The sequence below is a fragment of the Mesorhizobium sp. WSM3864 genome (assembly GCF_002294955.1).
Lineage (GTDB): Bacteria > Pseudomonadota > Alphaproteobacteria > Rhizobiales > Rhizobiaceae > Mesorhizobium.
The window spans coordinates 116,632-139,449 of sequence record NZ_NSGD01000012.1 but is presented as its reverse complement, the minus strand read 5'-3'; the positions used below and the strand labels follow the sequence as shown (position 1 = coordinate 139,449).

At 63.1% G+C, this 22,818-nt stretch carries 21 protein-coding genes, 1 tRNA gene and 1 riboswitch; of the genes, 13 read left to right on the top strand and 9 right to left on the bottom strand.

Features of this window, described 5'->3' with window-relative positions; translation table 11 throughout:
• Positions 1-80 precede the first annotated feature (80 nt).
• The 3 genes from CK215_RS22585 (at position 81) to CK215_RS22575 (ending at position 3,311) form a co-directional block, all read left to right on the top strand.
• Positions 81-1,346: an ATP-binding protein gene (locus CK215_RS22585; RefSeq protein WP_095832212.1), complete on the top strand. Its 1,266-nt coding sequence runs from the start codon at positions 81-83 to the stop codon at positions 1,344-1,346.
• Positions 1,347-1,454: 108 nt separating this feature from the next.
• Positions 1,455-2,180, top strand: coding sequence for a phosphate signaling complex protein PhoU (phoU, locus tag CK215_RS22580; protein ID WP_095782918.1), 726 nt, complete (start codon positions 1,455-1,457; stop codon positions 2,178-2,180).
• Between the two features lie 120 nt (positions 2,181-2,300).
• The gene (locus CK215_RS22575) at positions 2,301-3,311 is read left to right on the top strand and encodes a magnesium and cobalt transport protein CorA (protein ID WP_095832211.1); all 1,011 of its coding nucleotides are present in this window, start codon (positions 2,301-2,303) and stop codon (positions 3,309-3,311) included.
• 144 nt (positions 3,312-3,455) lie between these two features.
• Here the strand turns inward: CK215_RS22575 and CK215_RS22570 are convergent, their stop codons facing one another.
• The gene (locus CK215_RS22570) at positions 3,456-3,974 is read right to left on the bottom strand and encodes a GcrA family cell cycle regulator (RefSeq protein WP_066996757.1); all 519 of its coding nucleotides are present in this window, start codon (positions 3,972-3,974) and stop codon (positions 3,456-3,458) included.
• Between the two features lie 357 nt (positions 3,975-4,331).
• On the opposite strand from CK215_RS22570, the gene CK215_RS22565 reads away from it, so the two are divergent.
• The 3 genes from CK215_RS22565 to CK215_RS22555 all read left to right on the top strand — a co-directional run bounded on the left by CK215_RS22565 (position 4,332) and on the right by CK215_RS22555 (position 7,598).
• Entirely contained in the window at positions 4,332-5,531 is a 1,200-nt protein-coding gene (locus CK215_RS22565; protein ID WP_095832210.1) for an aspartate aminotransferase family protein, read from the top strand.
• Positions 5,532-5,546: 15 nt separating this feature from the next.
• Positions 5,547-6,458 (top strand): ornithine carbamoyltransferase, encoded by a 912-nt coding sequence (argF, locus tag CK215_RS22560; protein WP_066996763.1) that lies wholly within the window; start codon positions 5,547-5,549, stop codon positions 6,456-6,458.
• Positions 6,459-6,566: 108 nt separating this feature from the next.
• Entirely contained in the window at positions 6,567-7,598 is a 1,032-nt protein-coding gene (locus tag CK215_RS22555) for an Hsp33 family molecular chaperone (protein ID WP_095777459.1), read from the top strand.
• A 52-nt stretch (positions 7,599-7,650) separates the two neighbouring features.
• Here CK215_RS22555 and apaG read toward each other — a convergent pair whose 3' ends face one another.
• Positions 7,651-8,043: a Co2+/Mg2+ efflux protein ApaG gene (gene apaG / locus CK215_RS22550; protein ID WP_066996767.1), complete on the bottom strand. Its 393-nt coding sequence runs from the start codon at positions 8,041-8,043 to the stop codon at positions 7,651-7,653.
• A gap of 218 nt (positions 8,044-8,261) precedes the next feature.
• Here apaG and CK215_RS22545 point away from each other — a divergent pair, with 218 nt between their 5' ends.
• Complete coding sequence (locus CK215_RS22545) at positions 8,262-9,407, top strand: ceramide glucosyltransferase (RefSeq protein WP_095832209.1); 1,146 nt, start codon at positions 8,262-8,264, stop codon at positions 9,405-9,407.
• 41 nt (positions 9,408-9,448) lie between these two features.
• Here CK215_RS22545 and CK215_RS22540 read toward each other — a convergent pair whose 3' ends face one another.
• The gene (locus tag CK215_RS22540) at positions 9,449-10,639 is read right to left on the bottom strand and encodes an O-succinylhomoserine sulfhydrylase (protein WP_095832208.1); all 1,191 of its coding nucleotides are present in this window, start codon (positions 10,637-10,639) and stop codon (positions 9,449-9,451) included.
• 56 nt (positions 10,640-10,695) lie between these two features.
• Positions 10,696-10,773: riboswitch (SAM riboswitch) on the bottom strand.
• A gap of 133 nt (positions 10,774-10,906) precedes the next feature.
• Between CK215_RS22540 and CK215_RS22535 the strand changes: the two genes are divergently transcribed.
• Positions 10,907-12,001 (top strand): 2'-deoxycytidine 5'-triphosphate deaminase, encoded by a 1,095-nt coding sequence (locus CK215_RS22535; RefSeq protein ID WP_095832207.1) that lies wholly within the window; start codon positions 10,907-10,909, stop codon positions 11,999-12,001.
• Positions 12,002-12,083: 82 nt separating this feature from the next.
• Positions 12,084-12,851, top strand: a complete 768-nt coding sequence (locus tag CK215_RS22530; RefSeq protein ID WP_095832230.1) for an ABC transporter substrate-binding protein — start codon at positions 12,084-12,086, stop codon at positions 12,849-12,851.
• 49 nt (positions 12,852-12,900) lie between these two features.
• Here CK215_RS22530 and araD1 read toward each other — a convergent pair whose 3' ends face one another.
• The 4 genes from araD1 to chvE form a co-directional block, all read right to left on the bottom strand.
• On the bottom strand, positions 12,901-13,890 hold the full coding sequence (gene araD1, locus CK215_RS22525; RefSeq protein ID WP_066996775.1) for an AraD1 family protein: 990 nt from the start codon (positions 13,888-13,890) through the stop codon (positions 12,901-12,903).
• A gap of 208 nt (positions 13,891-14,098) precedes the next feature.
• The gene (mmsB, locus tag CK215_RS22520; protein ID WP_095832206.1) at positions 14,099-15,391 is read right to left on the bottom strand and encodes a multiple monosaccharide ABC transporter permease; all 1,293 of its coding nucleotides are present in this window, start codon (positions 15,389-15,391) and stop codon (positions 14,099-14,101) included.
• Complete coding sequence (gene mmsA / locus CK215_RS22515) at positions 15,388-16,923, bottom strand: multiple monosaccharide ABC transporter ATP-binding protein (RefSeq protein ID WP_067322747.1); 1,536 nt, start codon at positions 16,921-16,923, stop codon at positions 15,388-15,390. Before mmsA ends, mmsB begins: the two co-directional genes overlap by 4 nt.
• A gap of 187 nt (positions 16,924-17,110) precedes the next feature.
• The gene (gene chvE, locus CK215_RS22510; protein WP_066996783.1) at positions 17,111-18,181 is read right to left on the bottom strand and encodes a multiple monosaccharide ABC transporter substrate-binding protein; all 1,071 of its coding nucleotides are present in this window, start codon (positions 18,179-18,181) and stop codon (positions 17,111-17,113) included.
• Between the two features lie 293 nt (positions 18,182-18,474).
• On the opposite strand from chvE, the gene CK215_RS22505 reads away from it, so the two are divergent.
• Positions 18,475-19,464 carry a LysR substrate-binding domain-containing protein gene (locus tag CK215_RS22505; RefSeq protein ID WP_095832205.1) on the top strand — a complete coding sequence of 330 codons (990 nt, stop codon included), beginning with the start codon at positions 18,475-18,477 and terminating at the stop codon, positions 19,462-19,464.
• Positions 19,465-19,586: 122 nt separating this feature from the next.
• Here the strand turns inward: CK215_RS22505 and CK215_RS31395 are convergent, their stop codons facing one another.
• Entirely contained in the window at positions 19,587-20,042 is a 456-nt protein-coding gene (locus CK215_RS31395; protein WP_170950356.1) for a hypothetical protein, read from the bottom strand.
• Between the two features lie 233 nt (positions 20,043-20,275).
• On the opposite strand from CK215_RS31395, the gene CK215_RS22490 reads away from it, so the two are divergent.
• Positions 20,276-20,749, top strand: coding sequence for a hypothetical protein (locus CK215_RS22490; RefSeq protein ID WP_095832204.1), 474 nt, complete (start codon positions 20,276-20,278; stop codon positions 20,747-20,749).
• Between the two features lie 88 nt (positions 20,750-20,837).
• Here CK215_RS22490 and CK215_RS22485 read toward each other — a convergent pair.
• Positions 20,838-20,911: transfer RNA gene (locus tag CK215_RS22485), tRNA-Gly, on the bottom strand.
• Positions 20,912-21,045: 134 nt separating this feature from the next.
• On the opposite strand from CK215_RS22485, the gene CK215_RS22480 reads away from it, so the two are divergent.
• Positions 21,046-22,038, top strand: coding sequence for a hypothetical protein (locus CK215_RS22480; protein WP_141245512.1), 993 nt, complete (start codon positions 21,046-21,048; stop codon positions 22,036-22,038).
• Positions 22,017-22,772, top strand: coding sequence for a glycosyltransferase (locus tag CK215_RS22475; protein WP_066996800.1), 756 nt, complete (start codon positions 22,017-22,019; stop codon positions 22,770-22,772). The genes CK215_RS22480 and CK215_RS22475 overlap by 22 nt, the downstream gene beginning before the upstream one ends.
• The last annotated feature ends 46 nt before the right edge of the window (positions 22,773-22,818 follow it).

Sequence of the window (22,818 nt, the reverse complement as noted above, 5' to 3'; positions counted from 1 at the left end):
GAAAATCGATTCCGATTTTTGGGGGTCATGCGCGGGTCCAGTCGGCTGATCTTTCACCGACGGGAGATACGAGGCAGCGCATGGTCGATAAGGGCGCAGACCAGAAAGGCGCAACGCAGGCAGCCATAGCCCGGCTGCGGCGCAGCCGCTGGTCGCTGGCCGCGGCCCTGGTCGCGGTCCTCGGCGTCTATGGTTTCGGCGGCCTTTCGATCTTTGTGCCTCTGCTGGCCGTGGCGTTGCTGGTCGCGGCCGCAATGCTGCCGACCGCCGCCGAGCGCCAGTCAGCCGGCGGGACTGCCGCCATCGAAGTCGGCGGGTTGCAGCGGCTGTCCGGCGAATATCTGGCCGCCGCCGTTGCCGATCCGCTGATCATCTTCGACCGGACCGCCACTATCGTCCACGCCAACGCGGCCGCCTTTGCCGCCTTCGGTGGGCTGGCCCCCGGCATGTCGCTGTCGCTCAAATTCCGCGCGCCGGAAATGCAGGCTTTGCTTGACGGGATCGTCTCGGGAACTATGGCGTCCGATGTCGTCGACTACACGGAAAAGCTGCCGGTCGAGCGCACATACCGGGTGAGCGCGTCCTCGGTCGGCCATGGCACCGATCTTTACGTGCTGGTGTTCAAGGATCAGAGCGAGGCGCGCCGCATCGACCGCATGCGCGCCGACTTCATCGCCAATGCCAGCCATGAGCTGCGCACCCCGCTCGCCTCGATCGCCGGCTTCATCGAGACGTTGCGCGGGCCTGCCCGCAACGACGCGGCGGCGCGCGACCAGTTCCTGCAGATCATGCAGAACCAGACGGGCCGCATGGCGCGCCTGATCGACGACCTGTTGTCGCTGTCGCGGCTGGAGATGAAGCCCTATCTGCGGCCGGGAACCGAAGTCGACCTTCGACAGACCATCGACAGCGTCATCGACTCGCTCGCGCCGCTGGCCAACGAGAACGGCATCGCCATCGAGCGGGACTTCATCGATGGGCCGATTTCCGTGCCGGGCGACCGCGACGAGCTCTTCCAGGTTTTAGAGAACCTGCTGGAGAATGCCTGCAAATACGGCCAGTCGGGCGGGCGTGTCACCGTGTCGATAGCACACGCCGAGGACGGCCACGACCCAGGCATCGACGTGACCATAAGGGACTATGGTCCAGGCATTGCCGAGGAACACATCCCCCGCATCACGGAGCGCTTCTACCGCGTCGACGTGGAAAACAGCCGGACCCAGAAAGGCACCGGCCTTGGCCTTTCGATCGTCAAGCATATATTGACACGTCATAACGCAAGGCTGTCGATCAAGTCGGAAGTCGGCAAGGGCGCGGCGTTCACGGTTCATTTGCCGGCTCAATGATCCTATATTGGTTGGCAACCGGCATTTTCTTTTTTCTGTCATCCGGCTCGCGTATCAGCGGCAGATTGAGGGAACGCACCAGCCGGCAGAAACCGGGAAGGCATATCGATGCAGTCCGTCCACATTGTCAGTGCCTATGACGAAGAACTGAAATTCCTGTCGAAGCGTATCGCCGCCATGGGCGGGCATGCCGAGCGCATGGTCGAGCAGGCTGTCGCCGCCCTCGTGAACGCCGATCCGGGCTTGGCACAGAAAGTCATCCAGGACGATCTCGTCCTCGACGAGGGGCAGCGCGAGATCGACGACAAGGCGATCGTCATCATCGCCAGGCGTCAGCCGATGGCGACGGACCTGCGCGAGATCGTCGGCGCCATCCGCATCTCGGCCGACATCGAGCGCGTCGGCGATCTCGGCAAGAACGTCGCCAAGCGCGTCGCGGCGGTCATTGACGGCCGCCAGCCGAGCAGCCTCTTCCGCGGCTTGAAGGCGCTAGCCGATCTGGCGCTGACGCAGCTTAAGGAAGTGCTCGACGTCTATGCCTCGCGCTCGGTCGAGAAGATCGGCTTCGTGCGCGACCGCGACGACCAGATCGACGCCATGTACACTTCGCTGTTCCGCGAACTTCTGACCTATATGATGGAAGATCCGCGCAACATCACGCCCTGCACCCACTTGCTGTTCTGCGCCAAGAACATCGAGCGGATCGGCGACCACGCCACCAACATCGCCGAAACCATCTATTACATCGTCACCGGCGACCAGATGCCGGCCGAGCGGCCGAAGGGCGACAAGACCGACCAGGTGGTGTTGCCTGGCCCACTATCGGCCGGGTGACGCGGTATCGGCGACCCAAGATCGAGCAAGTGAAGGGCGGCCACTCGAATGGCTTCCCAATTTAGGCTAAGCTCCTCCAGGTGCAGCGATTTTGTCAGTCGCCGTCTCGGGAGGTTTGCGATGGAGCAAGTTCGAAACCTGACCCCGGCCCTGCAGCCGACTTCCGGCATTGTTGCGTCCAGCGTCTATTCCGCCGGCAAGCGCGTCGCTGACATTACGATCGAAGAGGCCGGCCTATGGGCGGCAAAGCCCGGCCATGTCGTCTGGATCGGCCTGCTCGAGCCGGACCGCAACCTGCTGCTTAGGGTGCAGGCGCAGTTCCACCTGCACGATCTGGCGATCGAAGACGCCGAGCATCCGCATCAGCGGCCGAAAATCGAACAGTATGGCGATGCCTTGTTCATCGTCGCCCGCACAGCGCAACTGATCGATGGCCGCGTCACCTTCGGCGAGACGCATCTCTTCGTCGGCACCGGCTATATCGTCAGCGTCAGGCATGGCCCGTCCACCTCTTACGCCGCGGTGCGCCAGCACTGGGAAAGCTGCCCGTCCTCGCTCGCCAAGGGCGAGGATTTCGTCCTCTATGCCATTCTCGACTTCATCGTCGACAACTACATGCCTGTGCTCGAGCAGATCGAGGACGAGGTCGAGCAGATCGAGGACAAGGTGCTGCTGAAGCCGATGAGCGGTGGCGACATAGAGCGGCTCTACATGCTGCGCCGCGATCTGCTCAGGCTGCGCAACGCGGCGCTGCCGCTGGTCGAGGTCTGCCGCCGGCTGACCAGCGCCGAGCTGCCGCAGATCCATGCGGCCATGCATCCGCTGTTCCGCGACGTGACGGACCACATCCGCACCGTGCAGGAAAAGATCGACAGCCTGCGCGAGGTGCTCGCCTTCGCCTTCGAGGCAAGCCTTCTGGTCGGACAGAGCCAGGAAACGGCGATCTCCAAGAAGCTGGCCTCATGGGCGGCCATCCTGGCGGTGCCGACGGCCTTCGCCGGCATTTACGGCATGAATTTCGACGACATGCCTGAACTGAAGATGGAATACGGCTACCCGACCGTGCTGGCCGCCATCGCGCTGATCTGCGCGTTTCTGTATTGGCGTTTCAGGAAGAATGGGTGGCTGTGAAATAGCGAATAGCGAATAGCGATAAAGAAGCTTGTGCCGGACTCGAATACCGATGTTATTCCTATCTCGTTCGCTATTCGCTATTCGCTATTCGCTATTCGCTATTCGCTATTCGCTATTCGCTATTCGCTATTCGCTATTCGCTTAGCGGCTTCTGCGCCTTTCCGCCGCCGGCTGGAACGCCACCCTTGCATGGTATTTGCAGTACGGCCCGGTTTCGCCAGCGTCGTTGCCGCAGAAGCTGAAGTCTTCCGACAGCGGATCGCCGTTGGGCCATTTGCAGGTGCGCTCGGTCAGCTCGACGAGCTGCAGGTTGCGCGAGATTGGCACGACAACGTTCTCGACCGGGCGGATATAGTGGCGCGCCACCGGCTCCGCCTCGAACTGCACCTGCAGAGCGGTGGCGCCGATGGAGGCCGTCACATGACGGGCTGCGCTGGCGGCACGAGCCACGGACTTCTGCATCGAGGCGCCCTGCGTGGCCTTCTTCTGCCGTGCCGGCGCCGCAGTCGCGCGGCCGCGGCCTGACAGTTTCAGGCGATGCACCTTGCCGATGACGGCATTGCGGCTCACACCGCCGAGCTGCGCGGCAATCTGGCTGGCGCTGAGACCCTCCGACCACAATTTCCTGAGAAGTTCGACCCGCTCGTCAGTCCAGTTCATGAGACCGCGCTCCTGCTGAGGCGTGCGGCGGCCAGAATCCTTTCCCGAGCCGGCTCTCGCCGGGCAAACGACACCACATGTACCGGGTGATTAGATCCGCCGCACGAAATCTAGTTATTTCTCGACTACAATTACCTTATGCGCTGACTCGGTGACAAGAGTCCCCAGGGCAACACCGATTCGGTTTTTACGGTTTTCCCCAACTTGCCCAACCGCTGATGGGCCGGCGTGGTGCTGGAGCCTTGCCGCGCGCTTCTGCGCGACCTTTTCGTTGACTTCATGGCCGAAAAACATGATAAGCCGCAAAGGCCGCCGCATTGGCGGCTTTTTTGATTTCCGGTTCCGGAGACGCATATAATGAGCGGTTCGGCGCTTTACGAGACTTTTGCTCGCGCACCCCTGGCCTTCGACCGCGGGGAGGGGACCTGGCTGGTCACCGACAAGGGCGAGCGATATCTCGACTTCGCCGGCGGCATCGCCGTGAACTCGCTGGGCCACAGCCATCCGCATCTGGTCGCGGCGCTCACCGGTCAGGCGGCCAAGCTGTGGCACGTCTCCAATCTCTACGAGATCCCTGAGCAGCGCCGGCTGGGCGAAAGGCTGGTCGATGCAACCTTCGCCGACAAGGTGTTCTTCACCAATTCGGGCGCCGAGGCGCTGGAATGCGCCATCAAGTCGGCCAGGCGCTATCAGTTCGTCAAAGGCCATCCGGAGCGTTTCCGCATCATCACTTTCGAGGGCGCCTTTCACGGCCGCACGCTGGCGACGATCGCAGCCGGCGGTCAGTACAAATATCTCGAGGGTTTCGGTCCGAAGGTCGAGGGCTTCGACCAGGTCGCGTTCGACGATATCGACGCCGCCGAGAAGACGATCACACCGGAAACCGCGGCGATCCTGATCGAACCGGTGCAGGGCGAGGGCGGCATCCGCCCGGTGCCGACGCAGTCGTTGAAGCGGCTTCGGCAGCTCTGTGACCGGCACGGCCTGCTTCTGATCTTCGACGAGGTCCAGTGCGGCATCGGGCGCACCGGCAAGCTGTTCGCGCATGAGTGGGCGGGCGTCACGCCTGACCTGATGGCGATCGCCAAGGGCATCGGCGGCGGGTTTCCGATGGGTGCCTGCCTCGCGACCGACGAAGCGGCGGCCGGCATGACGGCCGGCGTGCACGGCACCACTTTCGGCGGCAATCCGCTGGCGATGGCGGTGGGCAATGCCGTGCTCGACGTCGTGCTGGCCGACGGCTTCCTCGAGGACGTTCAGCGCAAGGCATTGCTGCTGAAGCAGGGACTGGCGGCGGTCGCCGACGAATTTCCCGAGGTCATCGAAGGCACCCGGGGCACCGGCCTGATGCTTGGGCTGAAATGCGCCATGCCCAACGCCAAGGTTAACATGGCGCTGCGCGACCAGCACTTGCTTGCGGTGCCGGCGGGCGACAACGTCATCCGGCTTTTGCCGCCGCTCACCGTCAGCGACGAGGAGATCGGCGAGGCGCTGAAGCGCATTCGGTCGGGCGCCAAGGGCCTGACCGACGCGGTCGCGGCCGAAGCCGCGAAGTAGTTTTGGAATCTGCCGATGAGCGTTCGTCACTTCACCGATCTGTCCGCCGTATCCGCAGGCGATCTGCGCATCATGCTGGACGACGCGATGGCGCGAAAGACCAGGCTCAAGGCCGGCGAGCGTTCGAAGCCGCTCGACGGCAAGGTGCTGGCGATGATCTTCGACAAGCCTTCGACGCGCACGCGCGTTTCCTTCGACGTCGGCATGCGCCAGCTCGGCGGCGAGACCATCATGCTGACCGGCACCGAGATGCAGCTCGGCCGTTCAGAAACCATCGCCGACACCGCCAAGGTGCTGTCGCGCTATGTCGATGCCATTATGATCCGCACCACCTCGCATGACCGGTTGCTGGAACTCACCGAAAACGCGACCGTGCCCGTGATCAATGGGCTGACCGACGATACCCATCCCTGCCAGCTGATGGCCGACATCATGACCTATGAGGAGCATCGCGGTCCGGTGGCAGGCAAGACTTTTGCCTGGACAGGTGACGGCAACAATGTGTTGCACTCGCTTCTGGAAGCCTCGGCGCGGTTCCGCTTCAATCTCAATGTCGCCGTGCCGGAGGGCAGCGAGCCGTTCGAGAAATATGTCGACTGGGCGAAGGCCAATGGCGGCAAGGTGAGGTTTGCCGGCTCGGCCGAAGAGGCCGTCGACCAGGCCGATTGCGTCGTCACCGACAGCTGGGTGTCGATGGGCCAGGAGCATCGCGCCCGCGGCCATAACGTCTTCCTGCCCTACCAGGTCAACGCCGCGCTGATGGCCAGGGCGAAGTCCGACGCGCTTTTCATGCACTGCCTGCCTGCGCATCGCGGCGAGGAGGTCACCGACGAGGTGATCGACGGACCGCATTCGGTGGTCTTCGACGAGGCCGAGAACCGGCTGCACGCCCAGAAGGCGGTGCTGGCCTGGTGCCTGGGCGCTTGACCGGGGTCGACTTGATCCGCGCCAACTTGATCCGGGGATATGTGATGCCTATTTGCGGGCCATCACTGAAATCGAACGCGCTTCGACCCATGCCGCCTGGAAAGCGGGATGGACGCGCCCCGGAGTTTTGTCATGCTGGAAACGCTTTCCTTGGCTGAGCATCAACCCAAACTCGGCGAATTCGGCTTCGCCGGCGACGACCATGTCGTGCCTTACGAAGTAGCGCCCTTGGATGTGCGCGGCCGCACGGTGCAGCTCGGGCCGATGCTCGACGCCATTCTCAGCCGCCACGATTATCCCGAGCCGGTCGCGCGCCTGCTGGCGGAGGCCTGCGTGCTCACCGTGCTGCTCGGCACGTCGCTGAAATTCGAGGGCAAGTTCATCCTGCAGACCCGCACCGACGGACCGGTCGACATGCTGGTGGCGGACTTCACCACGCCGCATTCGTTGCGCGCCTATGCGCGCTTCGACGCCGACCGGCTGCAGGCGCTGATTGCCTCGGGCGGGATCTCGCAGGAGAAGCTGCTCGGCACCGGGGTCCTGGCCCTGACCATCGATCAGGGCGCGCACACGCAGCGCTATCAGGGCATCGTCCAGCTCGACGGCACATCGCTGGAAGAAGCCGCGCGCATCTATTTCCGCCAGTCGGAGCAGATCCCGACCGATCTGAGGATGTCGGTTGCAAAGCTCGTGACCCCGGGCCCGGGCGGGGCTCGCGAGCAATGGCGCGCCGGCGGCATCCTGGCGCAGTTCCTGCCGCAGGCGCCCGAACGCATGCGCGTGCCCGACATTTCGGGCGGGGATGGCGATCCGCGAGACGTGGCGCACGAACCGGCCGACAATTCCTGGCGGGAACTCTTGGCGCTGCTCGGCACCATCGAGCCGACCGAGCTCATCGATCCGACGGTGGGCGCCGAGCGGCTGCTCTACCGGCTGTTTCACGAGCACGGCGTGCGCGTCTTCCGCGGTGTGCCGGTTGCCGACCAGTGCTCCTGCTCGCGCGACAAAATCCGAGGCATTCTCGAAGGCTTCTCGGCCGAGGAGATCAAGGACTCGACCGAGGACGGCGGCATCCATGTCGCTTGCGAGTTCTGCTCGACGCAGTACGACTTCGATCCGGCGGAGTTTGCGGCGGAGTGAGAAAGCTCCGGTTCCTCGCCCCCGCTTTGCGGAGGCGGGGAACTCGAGTTCTTTAATTCACCGTCCTTTTCGTCCCCGGCATATCGAGCGAGAAAGCCGGAATGGCGACGTCGAACGTTTCGCCGCGGCCGTTGCGCATCGTGTAGTGGCCGACCATGATGCCGGATGGCGTCGAGAGCGGGCATCCCGACGTGTACTGATAGCTGTCGCCGGGGTTGAGCTCCGGCTGGTCGCCGACCACGCCCTCGCCGCGCACCTCTTCGACTCGGCCACGCCCGTCGGTGATGTGCCAGTAGCGCGACAGAAGCTGCACGAACTCGTCCGACCGGTTGTCGATCGTCACCTGGTAGCCCCATACATAGCGGTTTTCGGACGGATCGGAACGGTCCTCCAGATAGAACGGCCTGACCTGCACTTCGATGTTGCGCGTCACGGCGCGATACATGAGCCACTCCGGTGCCGCAGGGAACATTTTGTCGCGCTTCGCGGTTCTACCTCCGCGGCGTCGCCAGCCTGCCGGCTTTTCCACCGCACCTGCCGACAAACAATGTCATTTAAGTGACACATGACAATGTTGGTGTGCACAAACCGTGCGGGCGACTCGGGCGCTCTGTCGAGTGATGAAACGGCCGCGGGCGGCCTTTCCGGAGTGACCAGATCTCGATGGAACTGACCCTCGCAGCCGTCTTTGCCTCCTCGGCCCTTCTTTTTTGCAACCTTGCCAGCATCCTGCTCGCATCGTCGCGGCTGAAGCCCAGGCGGATCATTCCTCCGCCTTCCAGCAAACAGCCGCCTGTCTCGATCGTCGTGCCGTCGCGCGGTGTGGAGCCGTTCACGCAGGAGACGCTCGACCGCGCCTTCTCGCTCGATTGGCCGCGCTACGAACTGATCTTCTGCGTCGCGCACGGCGAAGATCCCGTGGTCAAGCTGATCAACGCCGCCATCGCGAGATTTCCGAATGTTCCGGCGCGGCTCCTCGTCGGCGATGACAGGATCAGCGCCAATCCCAAGCTAAACAACTGCATCAAGGGCTGGCGGGCGGCGCGGCACGACTGGGTGATCCTGGCCGACTCCAACGTCCTGATGCCCAAGGACTATGTCCAGCATCTGATGGCGGCCTGGCGGCCGGACACCGGCCTCGTCTGCTCGACGCCGATCGGCTCGCGGCCGGACGGTTTCTGGGCCGAGGTCGAATGCGCCTTCCTCAACACGCTGCAGGCGCGCTGGCAATATGCCGGCGAAGCGCTCGGCCTTGGCTTCGCCCAGGGCAAGAGCATGCTGTGGAACAAGCCGATGCTGGATGCAAATGGCGGCATCCAGGCTTTGGCCGCCGAGATCGCCGAGGACGCGGCGGCGACCAAGCTGGTCAACAGCCTTGGCCTTCGGGTCAATCTCGTAGCCGCGCCCTTCGAGCAACCGCTCGGCCAGCGCACGCTCGCCGAAATCTGGTCGCGCCAGGCGCGCTGGGCTCGGCTGCGCCGCGTCACCTTCCCATTGTTCTTCGCGCCTGAAATCCTGACCGGTGTGGTCGTTCCGCTGCTTCTGGCGCTGATCGCGGCGGCAAGCGCCGGTGTCAGTCTGCCCACGACCGCGCTCTGCGTGCTGGCGATCGCCTATGTGCCCGAATGCATGCTCGCCTGGTTAAAGGACTGGTATCTGTCGCCGCGCAGCGTCACCGCGATGATCGTGCGCGACGCGATGCTTCCCGCCATCTGGGCGCGCGGCTGGCTTGGCGGAGCCGTCGAATGGCGTGGCAACGCAATGACCATCCGCAACAGCGGGATGACTGAACTCGAAGAGATTGCTTGAGCCAGCTGCGGCTCAAGCGCGCTCTTTGCAGCCGTGGCGGTTCATTCCTTCGCCGCCTTGAGCGCCTGTTCGATGTCGGCGAGCAGGTCGTCGGTATCCTCCAGCCCGACGGAGAGCCTGAGCGTGCCTGGTCCGATGCCGAGCTCGGCGCGCGCCTCGTCGCTGAGGTTTTTGTGCGTCGTCGTCGCCGGATGCGTGATCAGGCTCTTTGCGTCGCCGAGGTTGTTCGAGATCAGTACGATGTCGAGCGCGTTCTGCAAGGCGAAGGCCGCCTGCTTGCCGCCCTTGACGTCGAGGCAGATCAGCGTCGAGCCGCCCGACATCTGCTTCCTGACGATATCCGCCTGGGGATGGTCGGCCCGGCCCGGATAGATGACGCGGGCGATCTCCGGCCGGCCGGCCAGGAAGTCCGCGATCTTGCCGGCGCTTTCGGTCTGCTGGCGCACGCGCAGCGGCAGCGTTTCGAGGCCTTTCAGCAGCGTCCATGCGTTGAATGGCGACAGGCTCGGGCCGGTGTGCCGGAAATAGTCGTGCAGGTTCTCGTCGATCCACTTCTTGTCCGACAGGATGACGCCGCCGAGGCAGCGGCCTTGTCCGTCGATATGCTTGGTCGCCGAGTAGACCACGATATGGGCGCCGAGCTGCAGCGGTTTCTGCTGCAGCGGCGTGGCAAAGACGTTGTCGACGATCACGCGTGCGCCGATCGAATTTGCCAAAGCGGCGACAGCGGCGATATCGACCACTTCCAACGTCGGGTTGGTCGGACTTTCCAGGAAGAACAGCTTGGTGTTCGGCCTGACCGCTTTTTCCCAATTGGCAATGTCGGTGCCGTCGATCAGCGTTGCCTCGATGCCATAGCGCGGCGCCAGCGTCTCGACCACCCAGCGGCAGGAGCCGAACAGGGCTCGCGCCGCAACGATGTGATCGCCGGCCTTGACGCTGCACAGCAGGGCGGCGGACACGGCGGCCATGCCGGAAGCGGTGGCGCGTGCGTCTTCGGCGCCTTCCAGCGCGCACATGCGCTTCTCGAACATGTCGACGGTCGGGTTGGCGTAGCGCGAATAGATGAAGCCGGGTTCCTCGCCCTTGAAGCGGGCTTCCGCTGCCTGGGCCGTCTCGTAGACATAGCCCTGGGTGAGATACATCGCCTCGGCGGTCTCGCCGAAGCCGGAACGCAGCGTCCCGCCATGCACGAGTGCCGTCTGAGGTTTCCAGTTACGCGTCTTGGTCATCGCCCTGCTTCCAAACACAAAAAAACCGGCCGCGACGTCGCAACCGGTCCATACGGCCTTGCGGCCCGACGGTCCTTTAGCGACTTGTTTAACGTGGCTGCAAGCCGACCGGCCAAATCACCACGGGATAACGACCCTTTAGACCCGCACCGCGCTTGCGTCAATTGCCGGCTTGATTAAGAGGTTTGTACCAGGCAGCTTCCGCAAAAGTGCCGCGGTTTTGCGACAGGAAACTGCGACGACAATGACTTCGCCCGGAGCCAGACATTGCGGCAGACAGGCATTCTTCCCGATCAGGACATCGCGGCGCTCTTCCAGTCGGGCGCGCTGAAGTCGCCGCGCGCGCTCGACACCAACCAGATCCAGCCGGCCAGCCTCGATCTGAGACTGGGCGACAAGGCCTTTCGCGTGCGCGCTTCCTTTCTGCCCGGTCCCGATCATCTGGTGGCCGACAAGCTGGACCGGCTGAAGCTGCATGAGATCAACCTCGCCGAGGGCGCGGTGCTGGAGACGGGCTGCGTCTACATCGTGCCGCTGCAGGAAAGCCTGGCGCTGCCAGCGGAAGTCTCGGCTTCGGCCAACCCGAAGAGCTCGACCGGACGACTCGACATTTTCACGCGTGTCATGACCGACCGCGGCCATGAGTTCGATAAGATCGCCGCCGGCTATCATGGCCCGCTCTATCTCGAGGTCAGCCCGCGCACCTTCCCGATCGTCGTGCGCGCCGGCTCGCGCCTGTCGCAGATCCGCTTCCGCACCGGCAACGCGGTGCTGTCGGAGAATGAGTTGCGTGACCTCCATCACGCCGAGATGCTGGTTGCGACCGAGCCGCCCAACATCTCCGGCGGCGGCATTGCGCTCTCTATCGATCTCGACGGCGACAAGGACGGCCTGGTCGGCTATCGTGGCAAGCACCACACCGGCCTCGTCGACGTCGACAAGCGCGCCGCTCAGTATGTGGTCGACTTCTGGGAACCGCTCTACAAGAGCGGGGCCGGCGAGCTCGTGCTCGACCCGGACGAGTTCTACATCCTGGTCTCTCGCGAAGCCGTGCACGTGCCGCCGCTCTATGCCGCCGAGATGACGCCTTTCGATCCGCTGGTCGGCGAGTTCCGTGTCCACTATGCCGGCTTTTTCGACCCGGGCTTCGGCCATTCCGCCGCCGGCGGCAGCGGCAGTCGCGCGGTGCTTGAAGTGCGCAGCCACGAGGTGCCGTTCATCCTCGACCACGGCCAGATCGTCGGTCGCCTCGTCTACGAGCATATGCTGAAGCGCCCGCTGGCGCTATACGGCACCGATCTCGGCTCGAACTACCAGGCGCAGGGCCTGAAACTGTCCAAGCATTTCCGCGCCGCGCGCTGATCGCCAAGCTGTGCTTGCCCGGCCTGGCGCGCCGTGCTTGGCTGCGTCCGACCATGTAGCAACTGAACCCAAGGGGATGAAAATGCAGATATCCAGATGGATCCTGTCGGCTGCGGCCGCCGCCATGCTGGCGCTCGGCGTCGGTTCGGTAGGCGCGGCCGAAAAGATCAAGATCGGCACCGAGGGTGCCTATCCGCCCTTCAACACCATCACGCCGGACGGCAAGGTCGAAGGCTTCGACATCGACATCGCCAATGCGCTCTGCGCGCAGATGAAGGTCGAATGCGAGATCGTCACCCAGGATTGGGATGGCATCATTCCGGCCCTGCAGGCCAAGAAATTCGACGCCATCATCGCCTCGATGAGCATCACCGAGGAACGCAAGAAGCAGGTCGCCTTCACCCATAAATACTACACGACGCCGCTTGCGCTGGTCGCCCTGAAGGACGCCGACATCGCCTCGACCGAGCCGGCCTCGCTTGCCGGCAAGACGGTCGGTGCCCAGGCCTCGACCACCCAGGCCAACTACGCCCAGGACGTCTACGCCAAGGCCGGCGCCGAGGCGAAGCTCTACCCGACCCAGGAAGAGGCGGTGACCGATCTGCTCAACGGCCGTCTCGACGCCGTCATCTCGGACAAGTTCGTGCTGGTCGACTGGATGAAGAAGGCGAGCGACGGCTGCTGCAAGCTGGTCGGCGACGTCAAGGGCACCGAGACCGAGGCCGGCATCGCCGTGCGCCTGGAGGACACCGCTCTGCGCGACCGCCTCAACGCGGCAATCGACGCCATCGTTGCCGACGGCACCTACGAGAAGATCCAGTCGAAGTATTTCGATTTCGATATTTATTGAGGTTGAAGCTGCCAATCTCCCCCCTCGTGGGGGAGATCACGCTCTAACCTCACAGCGCCTTCACCGCCACCTTCACTGGCTTCTCGATCTCGAGCGGGTTGCGCAGCGGCAGGCCGAAATCCTTGGCCTCGATCTCGAACGTGTCGCCTTCTTCGGTCCTGACGCCGTCTGCGAACGAGAGTGTGGCGGTGCCGAACATGTGCACATGCACGTCGCCCGGCTGGCGGAAGGCCGAATATTTGAAGTGGTGATGCTCGAGATTGGCGATGGTGTGCGACATGTTCGCCTCGCCGGACAGGAACGGCTTTTCCCAAAGCACTTTGCCGTCGCGCCAGATTCGTGAAGAGCCCCTGATGTCGGCGGGCAGCTCGCCGATCAGGATTTCCGGTCCGAACGAGGCGTTGCGCAGCTTGGAATGGGCGAGGAACAGGTAGTTCACGCGCTCGGTCACATGGTCGGAAAACTCGTTGGACAGCGTGAAGCCGACGCGGAACGGCGCGCCGTCGTCGCCGATGACATAGATGCCGGCGATCTCCGGCTCCTCGCCGGCGTCTTGCGCGAAGGCCGGCGACATCAGCGCGGCACCGGGCGCCACCGCCATGGTGCCGTTGCCCTTGTAGAACCATTCCGGCTGCACGCCGATCTCGCCCTTTGCCGGCTTGCCGCCCTCCAGCCCCATGCGGAACATCTTCATGGAATCGGTGAGTTGCTCCTCGCCGTCGCTGAGCTTCTTGTGCATGGAATCGCGCGTCGCGGCGGAGCCGAGATGTGTAAGCCCGGTGCCGGTAAGGTGGAGATGCGCGGGGTCGGGATGGTTGATAGGCGACACCAGGCGTCCCTTCTTGTAGACGGCGTCGAGGTCGACCGTCTCGCCATAGCCCTTGCGCTCGATCAGCGCCTCGAGCCCGGTGCCGGTGCGTGCTGCCTCCATCGCCAGCGAATAGACGCTGCGCGCGCCGTTGATGATCCGGGTCTTGCCGCCGCTGCGGGCAACAACGCGGATCGTCTCGGCGTCATCGAGGATCTGGGAAATCAGCATGATGAACCCTCTCTCTTTTGCCTTGGCCCGGCTGCCGATTGGCAAGCCTTGACCGGCGCGGCCCGGAACCGATCCGCGCCACGGTTGAAACTCTTCGTCCGGATTGCACTCGCGAGCCTGGTCCTTCCAGGACTTCTTCGCGCCGACGGGTTGCCGGCAGCTTCGCGATCTAGAACCCGTATGCCTCCTTAGTCCTTGCCTCCGGCCTCTACGCCTTGTTCTTGTTGTAGACGTCGAAGATGACGGCACCGAGCAGCACCAGGCCTTTGACCACCTGCTGCCAGTCGACATTGACGCCCATGATCGACATGCCGTTGTTCATCACGCCCATGATGAAGCCGCCGACCACGGCGCCGATGACCTGTCCGACGCCGCCCATCGCCGAGGCGCCGCCGATGAAGACGGCGGCGATCACGTCGAGTTCGCTGCCCAGACCTGCGGCCGGGACGGCCTGGCCGAGGCGAGCGGCGATGATCAGGCCGCCGAGCGCCGACAGCACGCCCATGTTGATGAAGACGAGCAGCGTCAGCCGTTCGGTGTTGATGCCCGACAGCTGCGCCGCCTTGGCGTTGCCGCCCATCGCATAGATGCGGCGGCCGATGGTCATGCGCTTGGTGACGAAGACGAACAGCGAGATCAGCACGCCCATCACCAGAAGCACCACCGGCAGGCCCCTGTAGCTGGCGAACTGGAAGACCAGGAACAGCGCCAGCGCGCTGCCGACCAGCGTCTTGACGACGAACAGCGGGAAGGGCTCGGCCTCATAGCCATGCCGTTCGCGCTTACGCCGTGTTCTGAAGCCGAAATAGGCATAGGCGAGCACGGCGACCAGACCGAGCACGATCGTCGTCATGTGCAGCGTAAGGCCGCTGCCGACGATGGTCTTGCCGGCGGCATTCACCGTCGGCGGAATGAGCGTCAGCGGGCCGATGACGTCGGGGATGAAGCCGGAGCTCAACGCCTTGAAGCTGTCGGGAAGCGGGCCGACCGAGGAGCCGCCGCCAAGCAGTGCCTGGCATATGCCGCGGAAGATCAGCATACCCGCCAGCGTCACGATGAAGCTCGGTATTCGGTGATAGGCGATCCAATAGCCTTGCGCCGCGCCGATAAGCGCACCGACGATCAGGCAAATGATAGAGACCACCAGCGGATTGCTGAATATCCCGAGCGGCCAGATGACCATCATCATTGCGGCAAGCGCGCCGATGAAGCCGGCGACCGATCCCACGCTGAGGTCGATATAGCCGGCGACGATCACCAGCAGCATGCCAAGCGCCATCACGATGATGAACGAGTTCTGCTGCACCAGGTTGCTGAGGTTGACCGGTTTGAACAGCGTGCCGGACGTCGTGTACTGGAAGAACAGCATGATGACGATCAGCGCGATGATCAGGCCGTATTCGCGCAGGTTCGTCGTCAGCGCCGAAACGGCGACACGCGGACCATGCTTGACGTCTTCGGCGACGCCGCTCTGCGGCGCGGGAGCGCTTTCTGTGCTCATGAGGCTTTTTTTCCTTCTCCCCGAACGATGGCGCGCATGATCTTTTCCTGGCTGGCGTCGCTTGCCGCCATTTCGCCGACGATACGCCCTTCGTTCATGACATAGATGCGGTCGGTGATGCCGAGCAATTCCGGCATTTCCGACGAGATGACGACGATTGCCTTTCCCTCGGCGGCGAGGCGGGCGATGATCGTGTAGATTTCGTACTTGGCGCCGACGTCAATGCCGCGCGTCGGTTCGTCGAGGATCAGCACTTCCGGGTCGGCGAACAGCCATTTCGACAGCACCACCTTTTGCTGGTTGCCGCCCGAAAGATTGCCGGTCAGCTGATAGACGCTGGATGCGCGGATGTTGGTCTTCTTGCGATAGTCGTTGGCGACGCTCATCTCGCGCATGTCGTCGATGACGCCGCGGCTGGAGACGCCTCCCAAATTGGCCAGCGTCACATTGTGCTTGATGTGGTCGATGAGGTTGAGGCCAAAGGTCTTGCGGTCCTCGGTGACATAGGCGATCCGGTTCTCCACCGCCTTGCTCACCGTCGAAAGATCGAGAGGCTTACCCCTGAGCAGGACCTCGCCGCTGATATGCCGGCCATAGGAACGGCCGAACAGGCTCATCGCGAATTCGGTGCGGCCGGCGCCCATCAGCCCGGCAATGCCGACCACCTCGCCCTTGCGCACGTTGAGGTTGACATTCTTGATCACCTGCCGCTCGGCGTGGATCGGATGGTACACCGACCAGTTTTTCACTTCGAAAATAACCTCGCCGATCTGCGGCTCGCGCGGCGGGTAGCGGTCGTCGAGCGAGCGGCCGACCATCGAAGTGATGATCCGGTCCTCGCTGATGTCCTTCCTGGGCAGGGTCTCGATGGTGCGCCCGTCGCGGATCACCGTCACCTTGTCGGCGACGCGGTTCACCTCGTTGAGCTTGTGCGAGATCAGGATCGAGGTCATGCCCTGGCGCTTGAACTCGAGCAGAAGATCGAGCAGCGCCTGGCTGTCCTTTTCGCTGAGCGAGGCAGTCGGCTCGTCAAGGATCAGCAGCTTCACTTCCTTGCTGAGCGCCTTGGCGATCTCGACCAGTTGCTGCTTGCCGACGCCGATATTGGTGATCAGCGTCTTGGGATCTTCCTTCAAGCCGACTTTGTCGAGCAGGGCCTTGGTGCGCTTCTCGTTGGCGTTCCAGTCGATGACGCCGTAGCTGGCGTGCTCGTTGCCGAGGAAGATGTTTTCCGCGATCGACAGCATCGGCACCAGGGCAAGTTCCTGGTGGATGATGACGATGCCGATATGCTCGCTGTCATGGATACCCTTGAAGTGGCATTCCTGGCCGCGAAAGACGATCTCGCCTTCATAGGTACCGGTCGGGTAGACGCCCGACAGCACCTTCATCAGCGTCGATTTGCCGGCGCCATTCTCGCCGACGATGGCGTGGATCTCTCCTTCCTCGACGCTGAGGTTGACGTTCGACAGCGCCTTCACGCCGGGGAACGTCTTGGTGATGTCGCGCATCTCCAAAATCGTCGAGCTCATTAGGAATTCCGCTCCCTGGCGCAGGCCTTCCGTTTCCGGAAGGCGTTATGCGCGAAATCAACATACTGCAGTCTGGCTCGCGCGCGATGGCGCATGGCGCTGCAGAAGCCGGCAAAAACAATACCGGGGTCGCTTCTGAACGAAAAGGGGCCCTGCGTCGCGCAGGACCCCTCCCTTAAAGGCTGGATTACTTCAGCTCTTCGGCCTTGATGTAGCCGGAGTCGACGACCAGCGCCTTGTAGTTCGACTTGTCGACCTCGTGCGGCGTCAAGAGAATCGAGGGAACGACCTTGACGTCGTTGTTGTAGGTCTTGGTGTCGAGGCCGTCGGGCTTGCCGCCGGAGAGCACCTTGTCGACCAACTGCACGGTGGCCTTGGCCAGCTCGCGGGTGTCCTTGAACACGGTCGAATACTGCTCGCCCGAAATGATCAGCTTGACCGAGGCGGTCTCGGCGTCCTGACCGGTCACGATCGGCCAGGGCTGAGCATCCGTGCCGTAGCCGACAGCGCGCAGCGAGGCGGTGATGCCGCGCGACAGGCCGTCATAGGGCGAAAGAACGCCATCGACGCGGCTGCCGTCCGAGTAGTTGGCCGAGAGCAGGTTGTCCATGCGGGCCTGTGCGGTGGCGGCGAGCCAGCGCAGCGTGCCGACCTTGTCCATGCCCATCTGGCCGGACTTGATCTTGATCGAGCCGTCGTCGATCAGCGGCTGCAGAACCGACATCGCGCCGTTGTAGAAGAAGAAGGCGTTGTTGTCGTCGGGCGAGCCGCCGAACAGCTCGACGTTCCACGGCTTGGTGTTCGGGAAGCGCTCCTTGAGGCCCTTGACCAGGGAATTCGCCTGGATCACGCCGACGCCGAAATTGTCGAAGGTGGTGTAGTAGTCGACATTCGGGGTCTTCTTGATCAGGCGATCATAGGCGATGGTGACGACGCCTGCGTCATTGGCCTTCTGCAGCGCATCGGCCATGGTGGTGCCGTCGATCGAAGCGATGATCAGCGCCTTCGGGCCTTTCGTGATCTCGTTTTCCAACTGGCTGAGCTGGTTCGGGATATCGTCCTGCGCGTATTGCAGGTCGACCGTGTAGCCCAGCGCTTCGAGCTGGGACTTGACGGCGTCGCCGTCGTTGATCCAGCGCTGCGAGGTTTTGGTCGGCATCAGCACGCCGACGAGACCCTTGTCGGCGGCGTGCGCCGAATAGGTCGTGGCGGCAATGCCAAGGGCCGCGACGGCGGCCAGCGTCTTGATGATCTTCACATTTACTCTCCCTGGTTGATGGACGCGACACCTCGGGGCTTCGCGGGCCGCGCAGTCGAACAGGAGCGCAATCGCGCCTCTGTCGGCTTTATCGATCTCCGGTATCCTCCCAATCGGCCCCGCGACGCAGTTTCAATCGATACGATTTTGCTCGTTGCCGATCGCTGCGTCTCGGAACGCGCGAAGGGTGTGTCCCTTTGACATAACTGTCAAATGCGATCTTTGCTGGTTGCTATACCGAAACTGGTATGATTTAGCGTAGCGCAGAGAACTGCCGGAGAGGCTGGGAAATCATGGCGGCGCTGCGCGATCCTGATACGATTTCAGGAAATTACGAGAAGCTTCCGGGGGACGGTGAAACGCTGCTGCGCAGCGGCCTGAGCCTGCGCCATATGCGGATGATCGCCGCGCTCGACGATCACGGACGGGTGAGCGCCGCCGCCCAGGTTATGAATATTTCCCAGCCGGCGGCCTCGCGCATAATTGCCGAGATGGAGGCGGTGCTCGACGTGAAATTATGCGAGCGGCTGCCGCGCGGCGTGACGCTGACCCCTTACGGTCAGGCGCTCGCCAGGCGCGCCCGCTCCATCCTGCTCGAAATGCGCGAAGCCGACCGGGAGATTTCGGAGCTCAAGGCAGGCAAAGGCGGCTCGGTGTTTCTCGGCGCCGTGACCGCGCCGGCGATCGAGCTGGCGGTGCCGGCGATTCGCGAGATCCGCCGCATCTATCCGCGCATCGAGATCACCATGCAGGTCGAGACCTCGAACGTGCTCGCCCGCGAGCTGATCGCCTCCCGCCACGACTTTATCATCGCCCGCATCCCCGACGACCTCAATCCGCGGCTGTTCGAATCGCGCGTCATCGGCATCGAGAAGGCCTGCCTGATCGTGCGCCGCGGCCATCCGCTTGCCGGCGGCGGGATGGTCGGCCTGGAGGAGACGGCTGCCTATGATTGGGTCTTCCAGTCCGGCGGCTCGCCCCTGCGCCAGGCGATGGAAAGCAATTTCTTGAACCGCAGCATCCCGCTTCCCGACCGCATCCTCAACACTTCGTCGCTGCTCTTGACGCTGGTAATGGTGGCGCAATCTGACGCCATCGCCCCCGTTTCAGTACAGGTGGCCAAGTTCATCCAGAGCGGCGACGGGCTGTCCGGAGCGATCGATGTCGTTCAGACCGAGTTCGACATCGAGGTCCGGCCCTACAGCCTGATCACGGTCAGGAACCGGGCGCTCTCGCCCGCCGCCAAGATGCTGCACGACTTCATCCTGCGCGAAGTGGGGTAATGGAACGAGAATGCTACCTGTGCGTTCAAACAGATCGGCAGTTCGCTGGAGCCCGTTTGGGTGAGGGAACCACCTGCCGATGCTGAACTATCGGGAGGTCTTTGATGGAACGTCGCTTGTTTCTAACTGGAATGCTTGGCGTTGCGGGGGCAGCGGCAATTGCAACCTTGGCTGGCCCCAGTAGGGCGGTTGCCGGAATTCCAAGCGGCAACGGAATTCTCGATGAACTCGATAAGCCCGATACCGCCGTCTTCGAGGATGGAGACGAACGGGCTGAAGTGGAGCAGGTTTACCATCGTCATTGGCATCACGGCCGTCGCCGCCGCAGACGGCGCCGCGTTTGGAGACGTGTTTGCCGCCGCTACTGGCGTCGTGGCCGCTGGCGTCGCCGCTGCTGGCGCGAACGTGTTTGGATTGGCTTTTGGCTTTAGGGGTCCATAGCGGTTCAGCTTTGGATAAGAGCCGCTCACCCGCAGTAAAGAACTGTTTTTACGGAATTCCGGACCGAGACGTGGTCCTGGATTGCTCAACCGGTCCAGAGCCGGCCGCCGCAAGGTGGCTGGCTTCTTTTTCGCCATAGATCGCGCGGCGATCCTCTTCTAGGGCCCAAGCCCCTCGCCTTTCGAGCGGCTCTTTCGTTTGCGCGCTTTCGCCGAACGAGGTGGCTCCCTTCGGAGTGCGGTCAAAAAGCACGTTGATTTTCCAGTCCCCCTGCTGTTGAGAGGATGCGGGCAGTTGGGCGATCTGGATGTTCGATGTTTTCAAAGCTGCCTGTTGTTAACCATCGCAATGTTAGCCTTGGTCTCGCCGGATGAGCGAGGTCACCAACATGCACGCCGATCTGCCGCGCGCGCGGGTTAAGCGGAGGCTGATAGCCAAGGCGCTAGCGTTCCTCGCCGCCGCCCTGACAACGCTGCCCGCAGATGCCGAAACGGTGCAGGAAAATCCCGGCGGTCAGATCGTGATCTTCGCTTTGCACGTCGCCGAGCTGCGCGCCGCGAACGAGCCTGTGGAATTTGACGGTGCCTGCGACAGCGCCTGCACGCTCTATCTGTCTTTGCCCGCCGAGCAGCTTTGCATCACGCCGCGTGCATCCTTCGGCTTCCATCTGCCTTACGGCGTCGGCGCCCATGAGAACGCAATCGCCGCGCAGTACCTGATCTCGCAATATCCCGACTGGGTACGGCAGTGGATCGAGGAACACGGCGGCCTGTCGCACACCATCGTGCGGATGGAAGCCGCCGAGGCGGCAAAGCATCTTCCCCTCTGCGGGGTGTTGGCCTGACCGGCAAGCGGCAACGATCGCATTCGCCATCGGCCGCTTGAGACGCTCTGCCTGATCGCAGCGGGCCGGGTGGCACTGTAGCGAGGGATGGAGCGGGTAGCGGGAATCGAACCCGCGCGTTCAGCTTGGGAAGCTGACAGGCTACCATTACATCATACCCGCGCAACAGCCTCGTTACCATGATGGCCCCGCATCTAGCAATCGGCGATGCATTGAAAGCCGAGAGCCATCCACCGGCGCTTTGACGCCGCCTCGCAACATGGTAATGGCTCAGGGGTTAAGGGTGGGGACCCAGCTTGGAAATCAATGTTCGGAAAAGGAAGCGAGCCTCTCGCTCCGGAAAAGCCTTTGCTGTGGAAGATCTCGCATTCCTGCTGAGGCTTCCTGTTTTTGTATTCGTCTCTCTTTTCTTGCCTGAGAAGAGATGGCGCAGTGTCTGCCTTTGGCTGGAGCGGCTGAAACGGGCGCCTGAGTCTCGGCGCGACGTTGATGACCAACCGGACCTTGCCGCCTTTGGCATAGCCGGCCGGGAAGACCGGCTCCGAGTCGACGCGATGCGCAGTGAACACAACATCCAGATCGTCCGCGAGTGGCTCGTCGGCTGGCGACCCGAGATCGAACTCCTCGGCGCCGAGCATCTCGATGCGGCGCGCGAACAGGGCCGTGGCGCCGTCCTGTGGATTGCGCATTTCGCCTTCAACGCGCTTGCGGCGAAGATGGTTTTCGCCAAAGCCGGCTTCGACGTCTCTCACGTCAGCAGGCCGGAGCATGGTTTCTCGAAATCGCGCTTCGGCATCCGGTTCCTCAACCCGATCAGAACCTGCGTCGAGCTCAGATATGCGGCGGGCCGTATCGTGATAGACCGCGCCAATCCCGCCGCCAGCATGAACGAGGCGAGGCGGTTGCTTCGCCAAGGCAAGTTTGCGTCCATCACCGCTGGCGCCTGGGAGGGTGAGCTGCTGGTGCGCGCGCGGATCGGCCAGTCGGCCATTGAATTTGCCGGCGGCGCGCCCCGCTTGGCCAGGATCGCCGGCGCTCCCCTGCTGCCGGTCTTCGTCGTTCGTGACGACAGCACAGGCAAGATACGGGTGACTGTGGAAAATCCGATCGATCTTGATCGCGGCCAGCACAAGGCCGAACTGATCCAGAGCGCCGCGCAAGACTTCGCCGATCGGCACCTGGCCTATCTGAAGGCCAGTCCCCACCAGTGGCGCGACTGGGGCAAGTTGAAGGCTCACCAAGGCACCCTGATCGAGACGGAAGCCGGATGCCTCTCTTCAGCATTCTGATCACCGACGACGGCAGCGAGCACCTTTCCGGGCTCGTTGCCGAAAACATCCACTCGCTCACGGCTGCTCATCCTGGCGAAGAGCACCGCCTTTTCCGGGAAGCGGCGTTGGCGGAGTTCATTTCGACGCATTTCGGAGCAGAGGTGCTTTCGGCTTTCAGGACGCTGCGACCTTATTCATACAAGGCGGACCTCGCCAAATATTGTCTGCTTTATGAGCAAGGCGGCCTTTATGCCGATCTTTCCTATTTCTTCCTGCGCGGAGTGCCTCGCGCTGATGGAAAATTGTCGATCTTTCGCGATTTCCTCAGCTCGACCCCGTGGGACACCAGCATCGGGGTTGTTGCCGCGCCGCCTCGCCACAAGGCGCTCGCCAAGGCGATCGAGCTTGTCTGCGCCAATGTGAAACGGGAATATTACGGGCCGACCGCGCTCTGCCCCACAGGCCCGACCTTGTTCGGCAAGGCCGTCGCGCTGACCTGCGAGCCGGAAGACCTCATCGTCGGCGAAGCCCTCAGGTCGGTGCCGTCTGCCGCGCCTCTTCAGCCGTCCGCGGATTTTGGCCATTGCCTCAGCCATGATGGCGAGCCGGTCGCGATCAAGCGCAAGCGGGGCGGCAAGCCGATATCGCACCTCGGTATCGGCGGCGGCAACCGCTACAACAGGCTGTGGCGCTCCAGGGAAGTCTACCGCGACCGGCCGCTTTGGGCCCGCATCTTCCGATGGCGAATCTGACCGTGCGAGCCACGTGTGCCGGCCGGATTGGGCTATCAAGGCCGCC